General features: G+C 69.2%; 17 protein-coding genes and 2 pseudogenes. 7 read left to right on the forward strand and 12 right to left on the reverse strand.

All coding sequences use genetic code 11. The features are described from left to right. Position 1: 1 nt before the first annotated feature. Complete coding sequence (locus tag HW130_RS29205) at positions 2-1,306, forward strand: site-specific integrase (RefSeq protein WP_309140620.1); 1,305 nt, start codon at positions 2-4, stop codon at positions 1,304-1,306. A gap of 67 nt (positions 1,307-1,373) precedes the next feature. On the opposite strand, the gene HW130_RS29210 is transcribed toward HW130_RS29205, so the two are convergent. Beyond that, entirely contained in the window at positions 1,374-2,270 is an 897-nt protein-coding gene (locus HW130_RS29210) for an aminoglycoside phosphotransferase family protein (RefSeq protein ID WP_177152746.1), read from the reverse strand. Positions 2,271-2,428: 158 nt separating this feature from the next. Here HW130_RS29210 and HW130_RS29215 point away from each other — a divergent pair, with 158 nt between their 5' ends. Further along, positions 2,429-2,746, forward strand: coding sequence for a hypothetical protein (locus HW130_RS29215; protein ID WP_177152747.1), 318 nt, complete (start codon positions 2,429-2,431; stop codon positions 2,744-2,746). A gap of 409 nt (positions 2,747-3,155) precedes the next feature. Here HW130_RS29215 and HW130_RS29220 read toward each other — a convergent pair whose 3' ends face one another. The 3 genes from HW130_RS29220 to HW130_RS29230 all read right to left on the reverse strand — a co-directional run bounded on the left by HW130_RS29220 (position 3,156) and on the right by HW130_RS29230 (position 4,998). Further along, positions 3,156-3,965: a sulfite exporter TauE/SafE family protein gene (locus HW130_RS29220; protein WP_177152748.1), complete on the reverse strand. Its 810-nt coding sequence runs from the start codon at positions 3,963-3,965 to the stop codon at positions 3,156-3,158. A gap of 253 nt (positions 3,966-4,218) precedes the next feature. Continuing rightward, complete coding sequence (locus tag HW130_RS29225) at positions 4,219-4,560, reverse strand: DUF6233 domain-containing protein (protein WP_177152749.1); 342 nt, start codon at positions 4,558-4,560, stop codon at positions 4,219-4,221. A 171-nt stretch (positions 4,561-4,731) separates the two neighbouring features. Beyond that, complete coding sequence (locus tag HW130_RS29230) at positions 4,732-4,998, reverse strand: hypothetical protein (RefSeq protein WP_177152750.1); 267 nt, start codon at positions 4,996-4,998, stop codon at positions 4,732-4,734. 85 nt (positions 4,999-5,083) lie between these two features. Between HW130_RS29230 and HW130_RS29235 the strand changes: the two genes are divergently transcribed. Then, on the forward strand, positions 5,084-5,509 hold the full coding sequence (locus HW130_RS29235) for a hypothetical protein (RefSeq protein ID WP_177152751.1): 426 nt from the start codon (positions 5,084-5,086) through the stop codon (positions 5,507-5,509). Positions 5,510-5,567: 58 nt separating this feature from the next. On the opposite strand, the pseudogene HW130_RS29240 reads toward HW130_RS29235, so the two are convergent. Further along, positions 5,568-5,780: pseudogene (locus HW130_RS29240) on the reverse strand (EAL domain-containing protein); the annotation flags it as partial. A 131-nt stretch (positions 5,781-5,911) separates the two neighbouring features. Further along, on the reverse strand, positions 5,912-6,220 hold the full coding sequence (locus HW130_RS29245; protein WP_177152702.1) for a hypothetical protein: 309 nt from the start codon (positions 6,218-6,220) through the stop codon (positions 5,912-5,914). A gap of 349 nt (positions 6,221-6,569) precedes the next feature. On the opposite strand from HW130_RS29245, the gene HW130_RS29250 reads away from it, so the two are divergent. After that, positions 6,570-8,078 carry a hypothetical protein gene (locus HW130_RS29250; protein WP_177152752.1) on the forward strand — a complete coding sequence of 503 codons (1,509 nt, stop codon included), beginning with the start codon at positions 6,570-6,572 and terminating at the stop codon, positions 8,076-8,078. A 465-nt stretch (positions 8,079-8,543) separates the two neighbouring features. On the opposite strand, the gene mobF is transcribed toward HW130_RS29250, so the two are convergent. Continuing rightward, the gene (gene mobF / locus HW130_RS29255; RefSeq protein WP_177152753.1) at positions 8,544-9,617 is read right to left on the reverse strand and encodes a MobF family relaxase; all 1,074 of its coding nucleotides are present in this window, start codon (positions 9,615-9,617) and stop codon (positions 8,544-8,546) included. Positions 9,618-9,860: 243 nt separating this feature from the next. On the opposite strand from mobF, the gene HW130_RS29260 reads away from it, so the two are divergent. Then, a complete protein-coding gene (locus HW130_RS29260; protein WP_256356424.1) occupies positions 9,861-10,082 on the forward strand; it encodes a phage holin family protein in 222 nt (73 codons plus the stop codon). Positions 10,083-10,231: 149 nt separating this feature from the next. Here HW130_RS29260 and HW130_RS29265 read toward each other — a convergent pair whose 3' ends face one another. The 4 genes and pseudogenes from HW130_RS29265 to HW130_RS29280 all read right to left on the reverse strand — a co-directional run bounded on the left by HW130_RS29265 (position 10,232) and on the right by HW130_RS29280 (position 12,222). Beyond that, the gene (locus tag HW130_RS29265) at positions 10,232-10,714 is read right to left on the reverse strand and encodes a hypothetical protein (protein ID WP_177152754.1); all 483 of its coding nucleotides are present in this window, start codon (positions 10,712-10,714) and stop codon (positions 10,232-10,234) included. After that, positions 10,714-10,905 carry a hypothetical protein gene (locus HW130_RS29270; RefSeq protein WP_177152755.1) on the reverse strand — a complete coding sequence of 64 codons (192 nt, stop codon included), beginning with the start codon at positions 10,903-10,905 and terminating at the stop codon, positions 10,714-10,716. The genes HW130_RS29265 and HW130_RS29270 overlap by 1 nt, the downstream gene beginning before the upstream one ends. Before the next feature lie 352 nt (positions 10,906-11,257). Then, a pseudogene (locus tag HW130_RS36320) lies at positions 11,258-11,935 on the reverse strand (GGDEF domain-containing protein). A 92-nt stretch (positions 11,936-12,027) separates the two neighbouring features. Then, positions 12,028-12,222 carry a hypothetical protein gene (locus HW130_RS29280; RefSeq protein ID WP_256356409.1) on the reverse strand — a complete coding sequence of 65 codons (195 nt, stop codon included), beginning with the start codon at positions 12,220-12,222 and terminating at the stop codon, positions 12,028-12,030. Between the two features lie 1,174 nt (positions 12,223-13,396). Between HW130_RS29280 and HW130_RS36325 the strand changes: the two genes are divergently transcribed. Further along, on the forward strand, positions 13,397-13,759 hold the full coding sequence (locus HW130_RS36325) for a peptidoglycan-binding domain-containing protein (protein WP_309140621.1): 363 nt from the start codon (positions 13,397-13,399) through the stop codon (positions 13,757-13,759). 328 nt (positions 13,760-14,087) lie between these two features. Here the strand turns inward: HW130_RS36325 and HW130_RS29290 are convergent, their stop codons facing one another. Beyond that, positions 14,088-14,750 (reverse strand): hypothetical protein, encoded by a 663-nt coding sequence (locus HW130_RS29290; RefSeq protein WP_177152757.1) that lies wholly within the window; start codon positions 14,748-14,750, stop codon positions 14,088-14,090. Positions 14,751-15,130: 380 nt separating this feature from the next. Between HW130_RS29290 and HW130_RS29295 the strand changes: the two genes are divergently transcribed. Continuing rightward, positions 15,131-15,637 (forward strand): hypothetical protein, encoded by a 507-nt coding sequence (locus tag HW130_RS29295; protein ID WP_177152758.1) that lies wholly within the window; start codon positions 15,131-15,133, stop codon positions 15,635-15,637. Positions 15,638-16,024: the final 387 nt, after the last annotated feature.

The raw sequence follows: 16,024 nt of genomic DNA on the forward strand, positions 1-16,024 counted from the left end.
CGTGGACGACCCCGCACGCTGGGCGGCATGGGCAGTGCCGTGCCCGATCAGTGAGGCCGAGGCGAACTTCGGCAAGGAGGTCCGGCGTCGCAAGGCCCGGATGGACCAGCGGACCCGGGAACGGCTCCCGGTTCTTCCCCGGCTGGTCGCGGCCGTCGACGTCGAACGCAAGCTCGCCGCAGCACGCTTGGATGCCGCACGAGCAGCCTCACCCGGCACTGCCTTCTCCGCGAGCGACGAGCGGTGGCACCGCCCACAGTTGCCTTACGCCCACGCGACCTGGGCAGACGATGTACAGGGGCTTCGCCGGAACCTCAATCTCGAGGAGAGCAACGCCTTCTGGACATGGGCGACCGTCGAGGTCCTGCGGCACACCGGCGTGCGGATCGAGGAGATGCTGGAACTGAGCCATCACGGCATCGTCCAGTACCGGCTGCCCTCGACCGGCGAGTTGGTCCCGCTGCTCCAGCTCGCCCCTTCCAAGACCGACGAGGAACGTCTGCTGCTCGTCACGCCCGAGCTAGCCGACGTCCTCAGCCAGATCGTCCGTTGCGTCCGCGACACGACTGGGGCCGTGCCCCGGGTGCCGGCCTACGACACCCACGAGAAGGTATGGCTGCCGGCCATGCCGTGGCTCTTTCAATACCCACGAGGCGGCGAGAGGCGCCGGATGACCCCTGGCGGCATCCGCCACCTGCTGCGACGCGCGCTGACCTCACTGGGCCTGACCGGATCCGACGGCGCCCCATTGGCGTGGACGCCGCACGACTTCCGCCTGATGTTCGTCACCGACGCCGTGGCCAACGGTCTGCCACCCCACATCGCCCAGATCATCTGCGGACACAAGGACATCTCCACCACCATGGGCTACAAGGCGATCTACCCCGACGAGGCCATCGAGGCACACCGGGCCTTCATCGCCCGCCGGCGAGCCCTCCGCCCCGGCCAGGAGTACCGCACGCCGACCAGCGAGGAATGGGACGATTTCCTCGGCCACTTCGAGAAGCGGAAGGTGTCCATCGGCACCTGCGCACGCGCCTTCGGGTCCCCTTGTATTCATGAGCACGCTTGTGTCAGATGCTCACTCCTCCGGCCGGATCCGGCCCAACGGGCACGGCTCGTCGACATCCGCGACAACCTCCTCGCCCGCATCGACGAAGCCGAGACGGAAGGCTGGCTCGGCGAGGTCGAAGGTCTCCAGGTCAGCCTGGCTGGCGCTGAGGAGAAGCTCCGCCAGCTCGATCGGGGCCACGGGCAGCATACGGCCGTGGACCTTGGCATTCCCACCACGCGCGGTGATCGATGAACCCACGAAGGGTGGGATGCCGCATGCCTCTCAACCGAGATCGATACCACGTTCAAAGAAGCGTGCGTCAAACGCCGGTCAGAACGCGATCAAGTGCCGCCTGGCCTGCAGGTCCCCAGTTCGGCTTGCCGCCGGGAAGCCCCCGATCTCCGTTCTGCCCCATGAGCATCAGGAAGAGGCTCTTCATAGCGGCCAGCCCGCGGGCGCGCCGGATCGCCGCCTCGTCTGCATGCGCGTACATGTCGAAGAACCGTGAGGCCGTGCCCGCGGGTAGCAGCACCCATGCGGCGGCGAGGTCCCACGCTGGATCGCCGGCGAACATGTCGCCGAAGTCGACGATGCCCGAGAGTGTTCCGTCCGAGACGACGACGTTCGCGGGATGGAGGTCGCCGTGCACCCACACCGGCGGGCCCTGCCACGCGTGGGCCGCAACGGCATCGTCCCAGACGGCCCGGACATCGGCAGCGATGTCGTCGGGGGCAACGGCCTGGAAGAAGTTCTCGAAGCCGTCCGTGCAGTTCTTGGGATGGGCACCGCGGTCCGTAGCGATCGGCGCCCCGGCGGGCGCCTCCACATGGAGCGCCCGGAGGAAGCCCGCCAGCGTGTCGGCCGCGTGGTCGCCGCGGCTGATCGAGCCGTGGTCCAGCGGCTCGCCGGGAACCCACGTCATCACGGTCCAGTGCTTGGGGAAGCGCTCGGACGGTTCGCCGAACCGCACCGGGGTCGGCACCGGGAGCGGCAGGCGCGGGGCCAGCGCAGGTAGCCACCGCCGCTCCTTGAGCTGGAGTTCTGGGGTGGGGTCCATGCGCTGCATGCGCACGGCCAGCTCATCCCCGAGACGCCACATTTGGTTGCCCCAGCCGCCCGCCACCTCGCGGATGGCCAGCCCTGCAAGGTCTGGATGTTGCTCCTCCAGCAGGTCGCGGACCAGGTCTGCGGTGATCTCGATCTCGGTGTCGGTCATGCGAAGTCACAGTACTAAGGCGGCAGACGGAGCGGGCTCTCGCTCTCCGGAACATCTCGCTGTGATCCCTCTGGCATCGCCAATTCGGTTTCAGAGAGCTATGGATCAGAGGCTTGGGACAGACCCAGCCCCAAGTTCAGAGAAGGAGTCGCGAGCGCTTGGCCCTGCTGCGGCCACGGCACGGCATCCTTATCCTCCAGACACTGCTCTGGGAGGACGAGCTGCGCGACCCGGGCGACATCGCGCCCTCGGCACCGGTCACGGACCGGGAACTGGAGCTGGCCGAGGTCCTGATCAGGGAACTGACCGGCATCGAGGTACGCGAGCTCCACGACGAGTACGCGCACGCCCTGGAGCAGCTGGTCGCGGCCAAGGCCGGCGGCGGCACGCCGCCCGTGCCGCAGGAGGCGTCACCGGCAGTGGACCTGATGGCCGCGCTGGAGGAGAGCATCCAGGCGGCGAAGCGACTCCACTGAGCCCGGCGCGGTCTTCAGCCACCCTCTTCCCCGGTGACTGATTCCCGTGCATGCTGTGCGGACCCCGCCCGGTCACGTCGGGCGGGGGCCAGCCCCCTCCCGGAGCCCCACGGGAGGGCGGCCCATGCCCGCCACCGGATGCGCCGGCGCTACGCCCTCCGTGGTGACTCGCCGAAGGGCCACCAGTGCCTGCCCGACTGCCAGCGAGGCTCGGGATTCACTAGCCCCATGACGAGCTTCCTGTTCACCAGCTGCCTCGGGGTGCTCGCCACCGGTCTCGCCGCAGCCATCTCCATCGGACTCCTACACCGATAACGGTCGTAGGGAACATCGGTACAGCCACGCCTGCTCGTGTGAGGGCCCCCGGCCGCCGACTGGGGCCCCTCGTGTCTCGGAGCGTGTCGAGCCGTCAGTCGTGGCGGGCGAGCTTTACCGCGGAGACGAGCAGGATCACGGCGAGAGCGGGGATGAGCACCAGATCGGAGACCACCCCGAGCAGCAGGCCGCCCAGCACCGCGCCGGCGATCGAGCCCGCGGCCATGACCAGGGTGAAGCGGACGTTGGCGCCGAGCACCGCGAAGCTGCCGTCACGGCTGTAGCGGGCGAAGGCGACCAGCATGGTCGGCAGCGACACCAGCAGGGACAGGCTTCCCGCCGTCTTGATGTCCACCGCGAACAGCAGCACGATCGTCGGGATCAGCAGCTCACCCCCGGCCACGCCCATGATCGCCGCGACCACCCCGATGCCGAAGCCGGCCACCACCGCGATCGGTACCTGCGCCGCGAGGGGGAGCGCGAGCGTTCCCACGGTGGTGGTGTGGGTGGCCAGCAGGGCCGCGGCCATGAGCACCATGAGCCCCGCCAGCACCTTGCACAGGGTGGAGCTGCGCATCCGCACGGCCCAGGCCGCTCCGGCCCAGGCACCCAGCAGGCTTCCGGCCAGCAGGTTGACCGCAATCGTCCAGTGTGCGGCGATCTCGGACGTGGGCACTGCCGCCAGCCGGGCGGGCAGCGCGACCAGGACGACGACCAGGCTCATCGCCTTGTTCAGGATGACCGCCGAGAGCGCGGCGAACCCGAACAGGCCGATCAGCAGCGGCAGCCGGAACTCCGCACCGCCCAGGCCGATCATCCCGCCCAGGATGCCCACAGCCCCTCCCGCAGCGAACACCAAGGGCATCGAACGCGTCGAACGTGCGGGAATGAGGTCGGTGGCCATGGCGGGCATCCTCCCTGGTGACGGGCCTTGTCCGCCATGACGCAGACCCCACTTCGGGGAAAGGCACCGGGCGCCCGCCCACCTTTTGTCCGGACCTCCCACCCGGCGCCGCAATCCCTAAGACCTCCCCTGTGCTCACCGACCATGATCAATCTCGGCGCCAACGGCTGTACCGGTGTTCCCCAAGGCCGGATAACCGCCGCCCCGTGAGCCTGGGCCTCCGCGTCCGGCAGAACGGGCGCCCTTCTGCCGGTCAGTCGCCCAGCCCGGTCTCCGGCCTGCAGATCTCACAGGGCTTGATGTCGGGGAGTTCCAGAGCGATCAGCGCTTCTTCTCGGCTGAGCCAGCCCATGGGGTGCTGGTACAGGTGGCAGCCGCCGCGGTGCAGGATCGCGAAGTCGACCGCCTTCGCCCGGGACGGCTCGACCTTCCACGAGGATCCTTCACGGGCGGCACGCTCGCGTTTCAGCGCCGCCGCCTCGTCGGCCTCCAGCTGCCGGATCGTCTCGCGGGTCCGACCGAGCTGGTACGCCTGGTAGGCCTCCACGATGCGCAGCTTCTGGAGGCGCGACAGCTCGGGTACGGGCTCGGACATCACGGTGCCGGCCGGTCAGGCGGCGGTGCCGACGTCGACCACGGGCGGACATCACGATGCCGACCGGTCAGGCGGCGGTGTCGACGTCGACCACGGGCGCGGCGGCCGGCCGCGTGGCCTGCTTCAGCCGCATCCGCTCCGCCACGCGCTTCTCCCCGTCCACGGTCTCCCTTACGGGTGCGCAGCGACACGGATCGACTGGTCGGTGCACTCCATCCGCAGCCGCTTCACCGCCTGCTTCTGGTCCTCGGTCCACCCGGGACTGGCCTCGCGGCCGCCGGTCACGACGCCGGTGTGCGGGTGCTCGGTCCCGGGCCGGCCCGGCATGGGTTCCACGCTCCACGGCAGGCTCCGGCACAGGGCGGCCAGCTCGGAGGTTGCCTGGTGAAGGCGGGTCTGCGCGGCGCGCAGGTCGTCGGGGAAGTCGGTTCCGGCCATAGCCAAACCATACTCGTGTTCGAATTTACTCAGCGAGTACCGACACCCGGGCGGTGAGCACGACCCGCTGCTGTAGGAGCATGGCGTGGTGGGACGGTTCGAGCCGCACGGTGGCTACAAGAAGGACTTCGCGGTGCACGCCGGTCCCGCGCAGGCCGCCTGGGACCGCGCGGCGTTCGCCGACGAGATCCGCGGCGACGTCAACCGGATCCTGGGCGTCGCCCTCGCCGAGGAGACCGGCGGCCGCCCCGCGTCCGGCGCGTGGTCGTACTGGTTCGAGAACGACGACCTCAGTGTGCGCCTGGTGGTCGCCGACCCCGAGGGGTACGGCCCGCTGGACAGGGCCCCGGCCTACGTCGTCCCCGTGTCCCATTCCGCGGACGTGGAGACCTGGCAGCTCGCGGAGAGGCTGTACGACGGCCTCGACGCGCTGGGCAGGTATCTGCTGATCGCCCTGGAGGACGAGGGCATGCCCGTCGCCTCGAACTTCGACATCGGGGACGACTGGTGAGAGGCGGGGACGCGGCACGGTGAGGCGCCGGGCATGAGCGGTGCCGGGGCGCGGCGCCTCACACCGTGTCCGCCAGCACCAGCGAGCGGATGCGGTCCGGGGCGCCGGGGCGGGCGTAGTACCAGCCCCGGGCCGTGTCGCAGCCCAGTTCGCGCAGCCGGCGGGCCTGCGCGGCGGTCTCCACGCCCTCGACGGTGCGGCCAGCTCCAGGCTGTGCGCCAGCGAGACGATGCCCTCCACGATCTTCAGGTCGACGGGGGTCGGCCGGGTGCTGCATCCGGGAGAAGGCTCCCCACGCACGCGAGTCCGCGTTCGGGCCGATCGCCGCGTGGTGGGCGGCGAGGAGGTGTGCGGCGAAGGCGTCCCCGGCACCGGCCGCGAACCGGCCGCGCAGACCCGCCTTCACCAGGCGACCTCCGAGCTGGCCGCCCTGTGCCGGAGCCTGCCGTGGAGCGTGGAACCCATGCCGGGCCGGCCCGGTACCGAACACCCGCACACCGGTGTCGTGACCGGCGGCCGCGAGGCCAGTCCCGGGTGGACCGAAGACCAGAAGCAGGCGGTGAAGCGGCTGCGGATGGAGTGCACCGACCTGTCGATCCGTGTCGCCGCGCACTTGAGGTGGCTGGCCATGAGCGCGGCGGCGGCCGTCGCCGCGGCGAGCGGGACGGCGGCGGCGAGCAGCAAGGCGGCGCGCAGGTGGCGGGCGGTCACGTCAGCGGGATGGCGCGCGATCCGCCGACGGTGAGGTACCGGATCTGGAGGTTCTTGGGCGGCTCGGGCTCGGTAAAGGCGGAGGCGCGGACAGCGGTGCTCATGGGGGGTGGACTTCTCGGATCAGGCGGCAAGCAGGTGCTTGGCCGGGGGAGCGATGTAGGAGGCGGGGTCGGCGGGCGTGCCGTCGAAGCACTCCAAGCAGGACCCCAAGGTCTTGAGCGGTACTGGCGCTGGGCACTTATTCCGTGCGTGTCGTATTCACCAGAGGCACAGCTCTTGCTCGCTCCAAGCCCGCCTGCGAAGATCACCGCATGATCAAGCGAAAGGACACCCGGGTCCTCGTCCGGTGAGCCACCCCCAGCCGTGGGATCTGGGCGGCACCCTCAGTGGTCAGCCCTCCCTCTACAGCCACGCCCTGACCGTCGGGCGTCAGCAATCAGGGCAGCCACGACACCGTCGGCTCCCTCAGAAGGCGCCCCAGCCGAGCCGCCGCGCCAACCGCTCGAAGAACACTGCTGCGCGGATAGCTGCCATTGCCGCACGTCTGACCAATTCCGATGCCGATCGCCCGGCAGCCTCCGTTCTGGACAAGCAGCTTCGGCGCATTGTGTGGCGGGACCATGAACGCGCCCTCGAAGCGACTCTTCGACGGCGCTTTCTTCCCTCCGACCGAATGCGTCAATTGGGTCGGTGGTTCGCGACGCACGGGGAGCACCCCAACGCTGTCCGGTTCGGCATCCTGCTGCTGGGCATGGCCGGGACCGACGGTGACAGTGACGTCCTGAAGCTGGGCGCCTTCTGGGCGTTCTCGACCGAGGCCTGTGAAGCCTTGGTGCGTTCCCAGGCCGACCCCCATCGGGCTCTGTTCGAACTGGCCCGGCAGGCGGAAGGTTGGGCTCGCGTCGATGCAGTCGGCCGGCTCGAAGGCGCGTCCGATCCCGAGATCAGGGAGTGGCTGATCCGGGAGTCGTGCACGGGCGACGTACTGGACAGCTATTTCGCGCTGACCGCCGCCAGAGTCGGTGATCTCGCCGGTGTCCTGGCCCGCAAAGCATTGAACGAAGAAACTCTGGACGGCGCAGGGAGGCTCCTCGAAGCGCTCACCGATGTCGATGGACCGGGGCCGGCGCTGGCGTCGTATGAAGACGCAGTACGCGCACTGAACGGTTATCTGTTCCACTCCACGGCAAGGGGTATCACACTGCGGCGGCTTTTGAGTCTGTTGTCAATCAACCGATTTCTGAATGACTCACGCGTGAGCACGATATGCCGGGATAATCACGAGTGGCGGCGCATGCGGTACCGATTCACGAGATTGGTCGCCGATCCGGCATCACGGAAAGTCGTCCTCGTCGGCCTCACCGACGAGGAACCGAGCACTCTTCGCCTTGCGGCATGGGCGGCAAAACTAATGAATATCCCAGCCCGCCCAGCCCTCCTGCGGAGGGTGGAGTCGGAACCTTATGACAGCACCGTCTGGTTCCTCCTCATCGACGACTGTCCGAGCGAGGACATCTCGGCGGTCGTTGAGGCGGCGGCACGCCTACTGCCCCTTCAGGAACTGCGAACCGGTCCGACAACTGAACTGGGTCTCGGGACGGAGTATGAGGTCGACCAGATCCTCGACATCATCGTGAGTCGATTGGACGATCACCCCGGCCACGGCTGGGAATTGATAGAGACGGCCCTCAACAATCGGACGAGCAGGAACCGCCGCATGGCCCTCCAAGCGCTTAAGGGATGGCCAACCAAGTTCGTTCCTTCTACGGCTCGCCAGATCCTCCTTGCCGCTGCAGCAAGGGAACCCGTCCCCGAAGTCACAAAGGAAATGACGCAAGAGGCCCGACGCCTGTAAAACCGTAAAGCGCGCCATGTGACAGATTCCGTGCGCGGGGAAACCTCGATGAGATTTCGCCGCATCCCACCGCAAACAGTGGCCTCTTTTGTTGGCGCAGTGCACTTGTTCCGTAGCCGCGGTATTCCAGTGCCAAGGCGCCGCGGAAGCTGCGTGGGCCATCGCCTGTCCTCGGACAAGCAGGGCAGGGAACCGCGTATCCGGGGCCGGCCTGCCGCCACCGAAAGACCGGTAAGGAGGCGTCGCCCGGGTCGTGTGGGTCGACGTCGGCCACACGCTGCTCCTGGTCCCAGGGCCGGTCGATCCGGCGGCGCGGACGGGGCGTGAGCACGGGCGGTCTCCCCAGGCGTGGGCTGACGCACCGCGCCCCGCCGACCCAAGTGGGCAGGGTCGACGGGGCGGTCGGTGCGGTACGGAAGGAATGCACGACTTCGTCGGTGCGCATCGCGATGTGGCGGCCGGGCATCACCGGCGCGCTCCCGGTGCGGGCCCATTGCCAGGCTGCTGGTGCTGCTGGCCGAAGCGGAGGATCGCGGACGCGCGCCACCACGCGCGCAGTTGCTGAAGGCGCTTGGGAGCCTTCTTCTCCGGGCGGGTGTTCTGCGCCGCCCACCAGCCGAGTCCGTGACGGCCGCGCTCCCCGGGCAGCCGCCCGTGTTTGGCGACGTACTTGCGGGTGATGCCCTCCAGGGCGTCCTCGATCCGCTGGCGGCGGGTGGAGGACCAGTCGATCAGCTCCTGGTCGACGCCGGCTATCTCCATGACCGGGCGCAGGCCGGGCGTGACCTCGCGCGGCACGGTCGCCAGCCCCAGCTCCTCACACACCTCCGTCGTCATCGTCAGCGTGTAGAGCGTCCCGGCAGCCACCACATGCTGGAGGAGGCGGCGGGTGTCCAGCGCGTACCAGGAGCCGTCCGGGCGCTGCGCCCGGTTGGCGATCAGACAGTGCGTATGAAGCAGGGGAAATCCGTCGCGGTTGTCGAAGTGCCGGAACGCCGCGACGACCAGAGCCGGGGCCTTCGCACGCTCCCGGCCGGAAGACCACCGGGTCTCCGCGACCTCGTTCTCCAGCCAGCGCAGCACGGTGGCGATGGCCCGCTCGTGCGCCCGCTCGATGACCTGCCGGGTGTGGTCGTCTCCCAGCGCCCACAGCACGATCAGCGACAACACGAAGTCGAACGCGAGCAGCGGAGTCTGCCCGCGCTGCTCGATCTCCCCGATCGGCTGACCGAGGACGGTCTCCCGCCGCGCCGTCTCCGGGGCCGCGCCGTCGTCCACACGCTTGCGCTCCATGCGGTCGGCGTCCGGATGCCGGCCTTCCCCGAACAGCAGCTCCGCCTGCCGCTCCGTCACCACCGAGCCGGCGGTGAGCCCGAGAGCGGCGAGCCCCAGCCCCATCCACACCCCGGGCGGGAGACCGGCCTGCTCATGAGCGTCCGTCAACGACGCCGCTGCCGGACGTCGCCCGTCCCCGAAGGCAACACCCCGCACGTAATACCGCCAGGAATTGCCCGGCTGAACCTTCGCCACACTGATCATCCCCACAGGGGACACCCGCGCTGACCTGCGGAAAAGAGCGATCCCGTCGGGCGGGACAGTTCACCGGAACTTCACGGCCGATCCCTCAGGGCGGGCGCCGGCCACGGTCTCGTGCCCGCTCGGCGGGCCAGGCAAATACTGCGCTGTGCTGTCCGAGGAAGCCCTCCCGCTCCAGGACAGGTGAAAGGAGAGCCGTCATCGATCCCCCGACGTAAGTCCTGACTGCTCCATGGTCCGGCTCCCCTGACCGAAAGGAGAACCTCGGACGTGCAGACGCTGTTCCGTCAGGAGGTGGAGCTGGCCAAGACGGAGATCCGTGAAGAGGCCACCAAGGCCGGCAAGGCCGCGGGCATGTTCGGGGGCGCCAAGACCCGAAATGGTTCAACGAGCTGCTTCGGGCGCACATGTCGGCCGAGCATCGTGAGGAACTGGTACTGCTGCTCATGGCAGATGGCTGACCCTTAACCCGGTTAAGGCCGAAAGGCAGATACGCGTGAAAGTGGCCCGAGCGGCCCCTTAAACACAAGAAGGCCCGGCTCCTCCCGCAGATGATCGCGAGGGGAGCCGGGCCTTCGGCTCTCAGGCTGCGGTGCGGGGGCCGGGGAGGGCCGTCGTCATCGCGTGCCGCCGTTCTCGTAGGCGTCGATGAGGGCACCGATCGCGTCGGGGCTGGCGGCCTCGCCGACCCACGCCCCGGACACGGTGAACACCGGCACAGCGTCGCGGTCCGCGTCGAACACCACGACGTAGATGCCGTACTGCTCCAGCACCAAGTCGTACAGCACAGGGGCCGGTGCGGCCTCGAGGATCTCCAGGGCGTCGACGGTGAAGTGGGCCGGGGCGTCGGGGTCGTCGTGCTGGACGAGGGTGCCGGTGACACGCAGGAGGTCGCTGGGCTGGATCTCGCGCAGCAGCACGTCGGCAATGCGCGGGTCCCCGGTGGTGCAGGTGTACACGGTGTCTGGGGCGTCGGGTGCGATCCGGTCCGCGTCGGCGGGGGAGTGGATCAGGTCGAACACGGCGGTGCCCCAGCCGGTGCCGGGGGCCGGGATCGCGTCGACGTAGCCGTCTATGGCGAGGTGCGTCTGGGGGTTCATCAGCTGGCCTCCGCCAGGGTCTTGGTGGAGCCGGTGGAGCGCTGGGCGAGCACCAGGAGCTCGCGGTTGCGCTTCTTCTGGGCGTCGGTGAGCGGCCGGGCCTTCGCGCTGCCGTGGCGGTGCCAGAGCGGCGAGGCCGGCGGCTCCGGGTAGGCGAGGGCGTGGTCGACGTCGCGGGTGGTGCTACTCATGGGGGCCTCCAGCTGGAGGTAGAGGTCAGGCGTGGTTGGGCGTCCCGCCGCCCTTGGGCGGGTCGGAGACGAACCGGGTTTCGCCGGGGTGGGCCGCGTTCCAGAACTCCGCGCAGACCTTGTGCACGGACTCCTTTGCGTGGGACCTCAGCGGGGTGGTGGTGCCGCACAGCACGCACGGGGCGGGCGGGCCGAAGCGAGTAGTGGCGGCAGTTCAGGAGCTGGACCGGCGGCGCGGGCTGCTCCGGCGGCGTGGGCACCGCGCGCAGACGGGGGGGCCGGGCGGTCACGGCCGGAAGTCGGGCAGCTGCTGGAGGACTGGAGCGACCAGATCCTCGGTAGGCCGCGGTGCTCATGCCGCTCGCCCCCACACGGCCGTGCCCGGCCTGCCCGCGCGGCGCCCGTTGACGGACGGCGTGGCGGCGTGCGCGACCGTCGCCAGGACCGCGCGGCCCGAGTGCTTGCCGTCGTACAGGGCAGCGTCAGCCGCCCTCTGCAGACGCGTCAGGTCGCGTACGCCGATCACGTCCGGGGTCGCGGCGCCGACCGAGGCGGCGACGTCGACGGTGCGGCCGTCGTCCAGGGCGACCGGCGTGTGCAACATCCGGACCAGCTGCGCGAGGCGCTGCTCCCGGCGGTCGGCAGACAGCTCCAGGACCACGACGAACTCATCGCCCCGAGGCGGCCGACCGCGGCGCGCGGGCCCGCCCAGGCCGTGAGCCGGGCCGCGATCGATGCGAGGCAGGTGTCCCCCGCCGCGTGCCCCAGGCCGTCGTTGATCTCCTTGAACCTGTCGGAGTCGACCATGACCACGGTCGTGTCGTCACCGTGGCGAGCCAGGAGCCGGCGGGCGCGGGCGGTGTAGGCGTCGCGGCGCAGGAGGCCGGTCAGCGGGTCCTTCCTGGTCTTGGCGAGCTGCCTTGTGCAGCGCAAGCGCGTGCACCGCCCAGCCGGTCAACGGCAGGGCGGCGGTGGTGATCAGGAGGGTGCGCGAGCCGATCCGGCTTGAGGCGCGCAGGACGGAGTCCATACTGAGGATCTCCCTCTCTCATCCTACGGGTTGGGTGGGCCCGGGGCAGGCGAACTGGTTTGGACGCCTTGAGCGCCTGTCCCGGGGCAGAGCTACATCTCGAAGGGCTTGGAGTTGAGCCAGCTGTACGGGCTCTTCCAGAGGCTGGCCTTCGCGGCGTGCCAGTCGAGCTCCCAGCCGGGCCGGTATCCGCAGGCGCCCCAGCCGTCCGGGCGCCCGTGGGGAATCTCGAGTCCGGCCTCCGCTGCGACACGCGCCGCGTCGTAGACCTCGTGCGCGGCCTTCACGGCGGCGCTGCGGCTGTCGGCCCGGCCGCGCCGGCGGCGGGGGAGTCACCGAAGTCTGGGTGGTCTGTAGATGCGGAGCCGTACGTGCCCCGGTGCCGGTACCCACCGCCTCGGCGGTAGACGACCGCCGGGCCGCGGGCGAGTGCCTCAGCAGACCTCTCGATGTCACGTCGGGTATGACGAGGCACCCGTCCCTGAGGGCACCGGAGGAATCGACGAGATGTGGACCACATCTTCGAAGGCAGGTTGAGACAAGGCCGCACGGGTTGCGTATCGCCTCACAACGAAACAGCGAAGCCCGACCCGTACCACCCGCCTCTCCATCCCCCTTGCGACCGTCATCTGACGTTTTGGTGCCTATCCGCCCATGAAAGACATCGCTGACTTGTCCGCGACAAGACATTTCGCGGACGTTGGTTGAGGAGGACTGCCGGTGGGATTCAACGACACCGAACCTCAGGGACCTCAGAGTCCAGGTCATGATCTCGCGCAAGAGATCCGGGACTCCTTCCAGGTCGTGCTGGACGCCTTGGACGCCGCACGCGCCGACCTCTACGCGATCGACGAGCAGCAGGGCTGGCCCAAGTCCCCGCCGCCGTCCTGGCAACAACCAAGCGAACCGATCAGTGACACAGGCGTCATTCACCCGCCCCCGCCCCTCTCCTTGCCCCCGCCACCGCCCCGATGGACACGGCCAGTGGGGCCTGGGCCAGAGTGCCTGGATCCGGATCCTCCGCACGCCGTCGAGCCGTATGGGGTGGATCCGCCGCGGACCGATGGCGTACGGCAGGTCGACGCTCCGGAGGATGTCGTGGTGGAGCCGCTGTGGTTGCGCGCCACCCATCTGAAGCCTGTTCCGCCCCCCTCATTGGGAAAGCCGGCACCGGTGGGAAAGCCGCCGATGGCGAGTGGCGCAGGCCCGACGTACACCGCACCGCCGCTGACCTACCCTCCCCCGCAGGAGGGCACGCGCGGCCGGACAAGCCCGCGCCCGTGCATGAACCGGCCGGCTACCCTCGGGCGCCCGGCCCCGCCCTCGGACCAACTCCTCGCACCGTCCTCGGAGTCGCCACCGCCACCCGTCCGCGCGCACGCGAGAAACAGAAGCCGAGGATGGCGGCGCTTCGCCGACCGGCGGGACTCTCGTGCCGCCGGAGTCTTCGGACTGGGCGCCGTGAGCGGACTGATCCTCGCCTCATCACTGCTGGGCATCGACAACCCCGGACCGGCGGTCCCGTCCGTGCCCTCCGAGCAACCGGACCGGCCGCCCGTGCCCGACAACCCCGCTCCCAGGCTCCCCGAGATCCCAGGCACGGGCGTGCTACGCCAGGGCGACAGCGGCCATGGGGTATACGAGCTGCAGGTCCGTCTGCTCCAGGTCCCCAACGTCTACGACGGCGGCGCGATCGACGGTCGCTACGACAAGGAGGTCCGAGCGGCCGTGGTCAGATTCCAGCAGTGGTACGGCGTCCGCGGCGACGAGACGGGCGTGTACGGCGACAACACGCGCCACGCCCTCATGTTGCGAACCAAGTAGATGGACTCAGTTAGGTTGGCGTGGGTCGGGGCAGCTGTGTGATCGCGACGCGGTGGCTGGAAGTCCAGGAGGACCCGGACCTGCCCGCGTCCTTCATCGCGTACACGACCGTCCGCCCGCTGTGACCAGCCGCCCCGGCACCGTGAAGGAGGCCTCCCGATGAGCACCTACGCCGCCACCGAGGGCATCGGCTTGTAGAGCTGCACGGCTTGAGCGCGGCCGAGGGGAGATCCCCTCGGCCGCGCTGGTGCGTGGAGGCCTCGGAATCCCAGCTGGGACACCAGCCGCAAAGTAGGCGGTGTGTACCGGAGGGGTCTTCACCACCCCGTCACGCACCCGGCGGCGTTGGGTCCTCGCCAGCCCGGGTGATGTGCCGCGACAAGAAGCGCCGAGCGAAATGGAAACGGTTCGCGGTCGGCTGCGGCGCGCTCTTGCGCTTGGAGATCCTCTCTATGTACGCCTCGAACTCCCCAGACTTCACAACCTCCGTGACGATTGCCTGCACCAGGACGCCATTAGCCTGCCGGGCAACGGAGAGGCCACGCCCGATGAGGAAGGCCATGGGGACAATGAGAAGGGCCAGCGCCGCCAGCGTGCCGGAGGCCTTCGTGCAGGCGCGGACCGCCGCGCACAGCAGCCGGTTGTCTGCCTGCTCGACCGCCCGCATCAGCCTGCGGAGGCCGTCCGCCATGGGGGACTGCGCCATCAGGTCGACGCCGGCGAGTTCGGCCTCGCGATAAGCGGTCCGGATGCGCTCGATCGCCTCCTTGCCCTCCGGCCAGGTGGCCTCCCACGACTCCATCAGGCCCTCGAATCCCACATCTGCCGCCCCGCCGACCATCATGCGAGCCCCCGGTTCCGTGAGTGCCCGGTGGAAGAGGTTCGGCACCGAGCGGGTCGGAGGCAGCTCGACACCGTCCTTGGCCGCGTATTCGCGCAGCGTTCCGTCCAGGTCCCGACGCGGGGAACGGCAGTTCCTGGAGACCAGCACGGGCGGCCCCGCCCGGCGATGGGCGCTGATGCCCAGGCAGGATGACCGCGCCGGCGACAACACCGCCCGCCGCGGCTGACAGTTGCCTTACGGAGTGGGGCCCTCGGCGCCGAGACCGATCAGGACACCGACCACGACCACCGCAATCAGCAGGTAGAGACAGCCCTTTGGACTCATCTGCACCGCGTCCCCCTCCATCCGTCCCGCCGCCGGCGGGCACGACTTGACCAACGGCAGAACCGTACCCGGCTGACTTCGGCGCCCAGACAACAGCCAGACCCCAGATCGGTGGGAGCACCGGCGTGCTCGTTCGTTGACACAGGACAGCCTTCACGCCTGCCCCGCTACATTCGCTGGCAGGAATCCTCGGGAGGCGCGGTATGAATCAGTTGCTCGGAGTGCTGCTTGGCGGTGTACTTACACTCGTGGGTAGCTTCGGGGCCGCCTCTCTGCAGGCGCGGCACCAACGCAAACAAACCCGCGCCAAGGACCTTTGGGACCGACGGGCCAGTCTCTACCTCGACTTGCTGACCCACCTGGGCGGCCGAGTGTCCTTCGCGGCCGGTTCCGATCAGTTCCTCATCGGATACGGGCCGAAGACCGCGGAGGACTACCAGCTGCGTAACCAGCTTCACGCCCGCGTTGCCCTATTCGCCTCACGAGAGACCCGTGACCTTTGGGGCAAGGCCGCGGATGCGGCACTGCACCTCGCCGCGGAAACCTTCGAGGGAGGTCACTATGAGCAGTTTTACGACAGGGTCATCATTCCCGAGACGAGCCAGGACCCTGAGTACACACGGCTCGTAGATGCTGCGAAAAGCGCACGTGAAGAGCTCATCGCGCGTCTGCGTACGGAGCTGGAAGTTGACCACTGCCTGTCGGCTTGAAAACGCGCCCTGCATCGGTCGTGCGTTCGTTCGGGCCGCTCAACCCTGTCTGAGACGGATAGCCGTGAGCATCGATCCGCACGACGGCTGACGGGTCCTCAGCGCAGGTCGCCACGCATCACAGTTATCGAAGGTCTGCGGGCTGGTCGGCCGGCATTCGCCCACGGCGGCCTGCAGCCACAGCTGGATGGCCTGATCCGGAATGCCGTCTGCAATGCGCAGGAACGCGCGGGGACTTCGACCCAGTTGGCCACTTCGGCGGACTGATCGCCGCGGCGCCAGTTGCCGCCTGTCTCACAGCCCTGCTCATGAGATGGAGCATCATTTTCGCCTGCGCCTGCTGCCATCGCGCAAGGCGATGGCGTAGGCGAGGTTGTTGCGGGAGAT

It is taken from the genome of Streptomyces sp. PKU-EA00015 (assembly GCF_013387495.1).
Lineage (GTDB): Bacteria > Actinomycetota > Actinomycetes > Streptomycetales > Streptomycetaceae > Streptomyces.

Coding starts and splice junctions, on each gene's coding strand:
- HW130_RS29220 (WP_177152748.1), bottom strand. CDS start 3,965: ATGGCCACCGACCTCATTCCCGCACGTTCGACGCGTTCGATGCCCTTG.
- HW130_RS29230 (WP_177152750.1), bottom strand. CDS start 4,998: ATGGCCGGAACCGACTTCCCCGACGACCTGCGCGCCGCGCAGACCCGC.
- HW130_RS29295 (WP_177152758.1), top strand. CDS start 15,131: ATGAATCAGTTGCTCGGAGTGCTGCTTGGCGGTGTACTTACACTCGTG.
- HW130_RS29210 (WP_177152746.1), bottom strand. CDS start 2,270: ATGACCGACACCGAGATCGAGATCACCGCAGACCTGGTCCGCGACCTG.
- HW130_RS29265 (WP_177152754.1), bottom strand. CDS start 10,714: ATGAACCCCCAGACGCACCTCGCCATAGACGGCTACGTCGACGCGATC.
- HW130_RS29270 (WP_177152755.1), bottom strand. CDS start 10,905: ATGAGTAGCACCACCCGCGACGTCGACCACGCCCTCGCCTACCCGGAG.
- mobF (WP_177152753.1), bottom strand. CDS start 9,617: ATGATCAGTGTGGCGAAGGTTCAGCCGGGCAATTCCTGGCGGTATTAC.
- HW130_RS29225 (WP_177152749.1), bottom strand. CDS start 4,560: ATGTCCGAGCCCGTACCCGAGCTGTCGCGCCTCCAGAAGCTGCGCATC.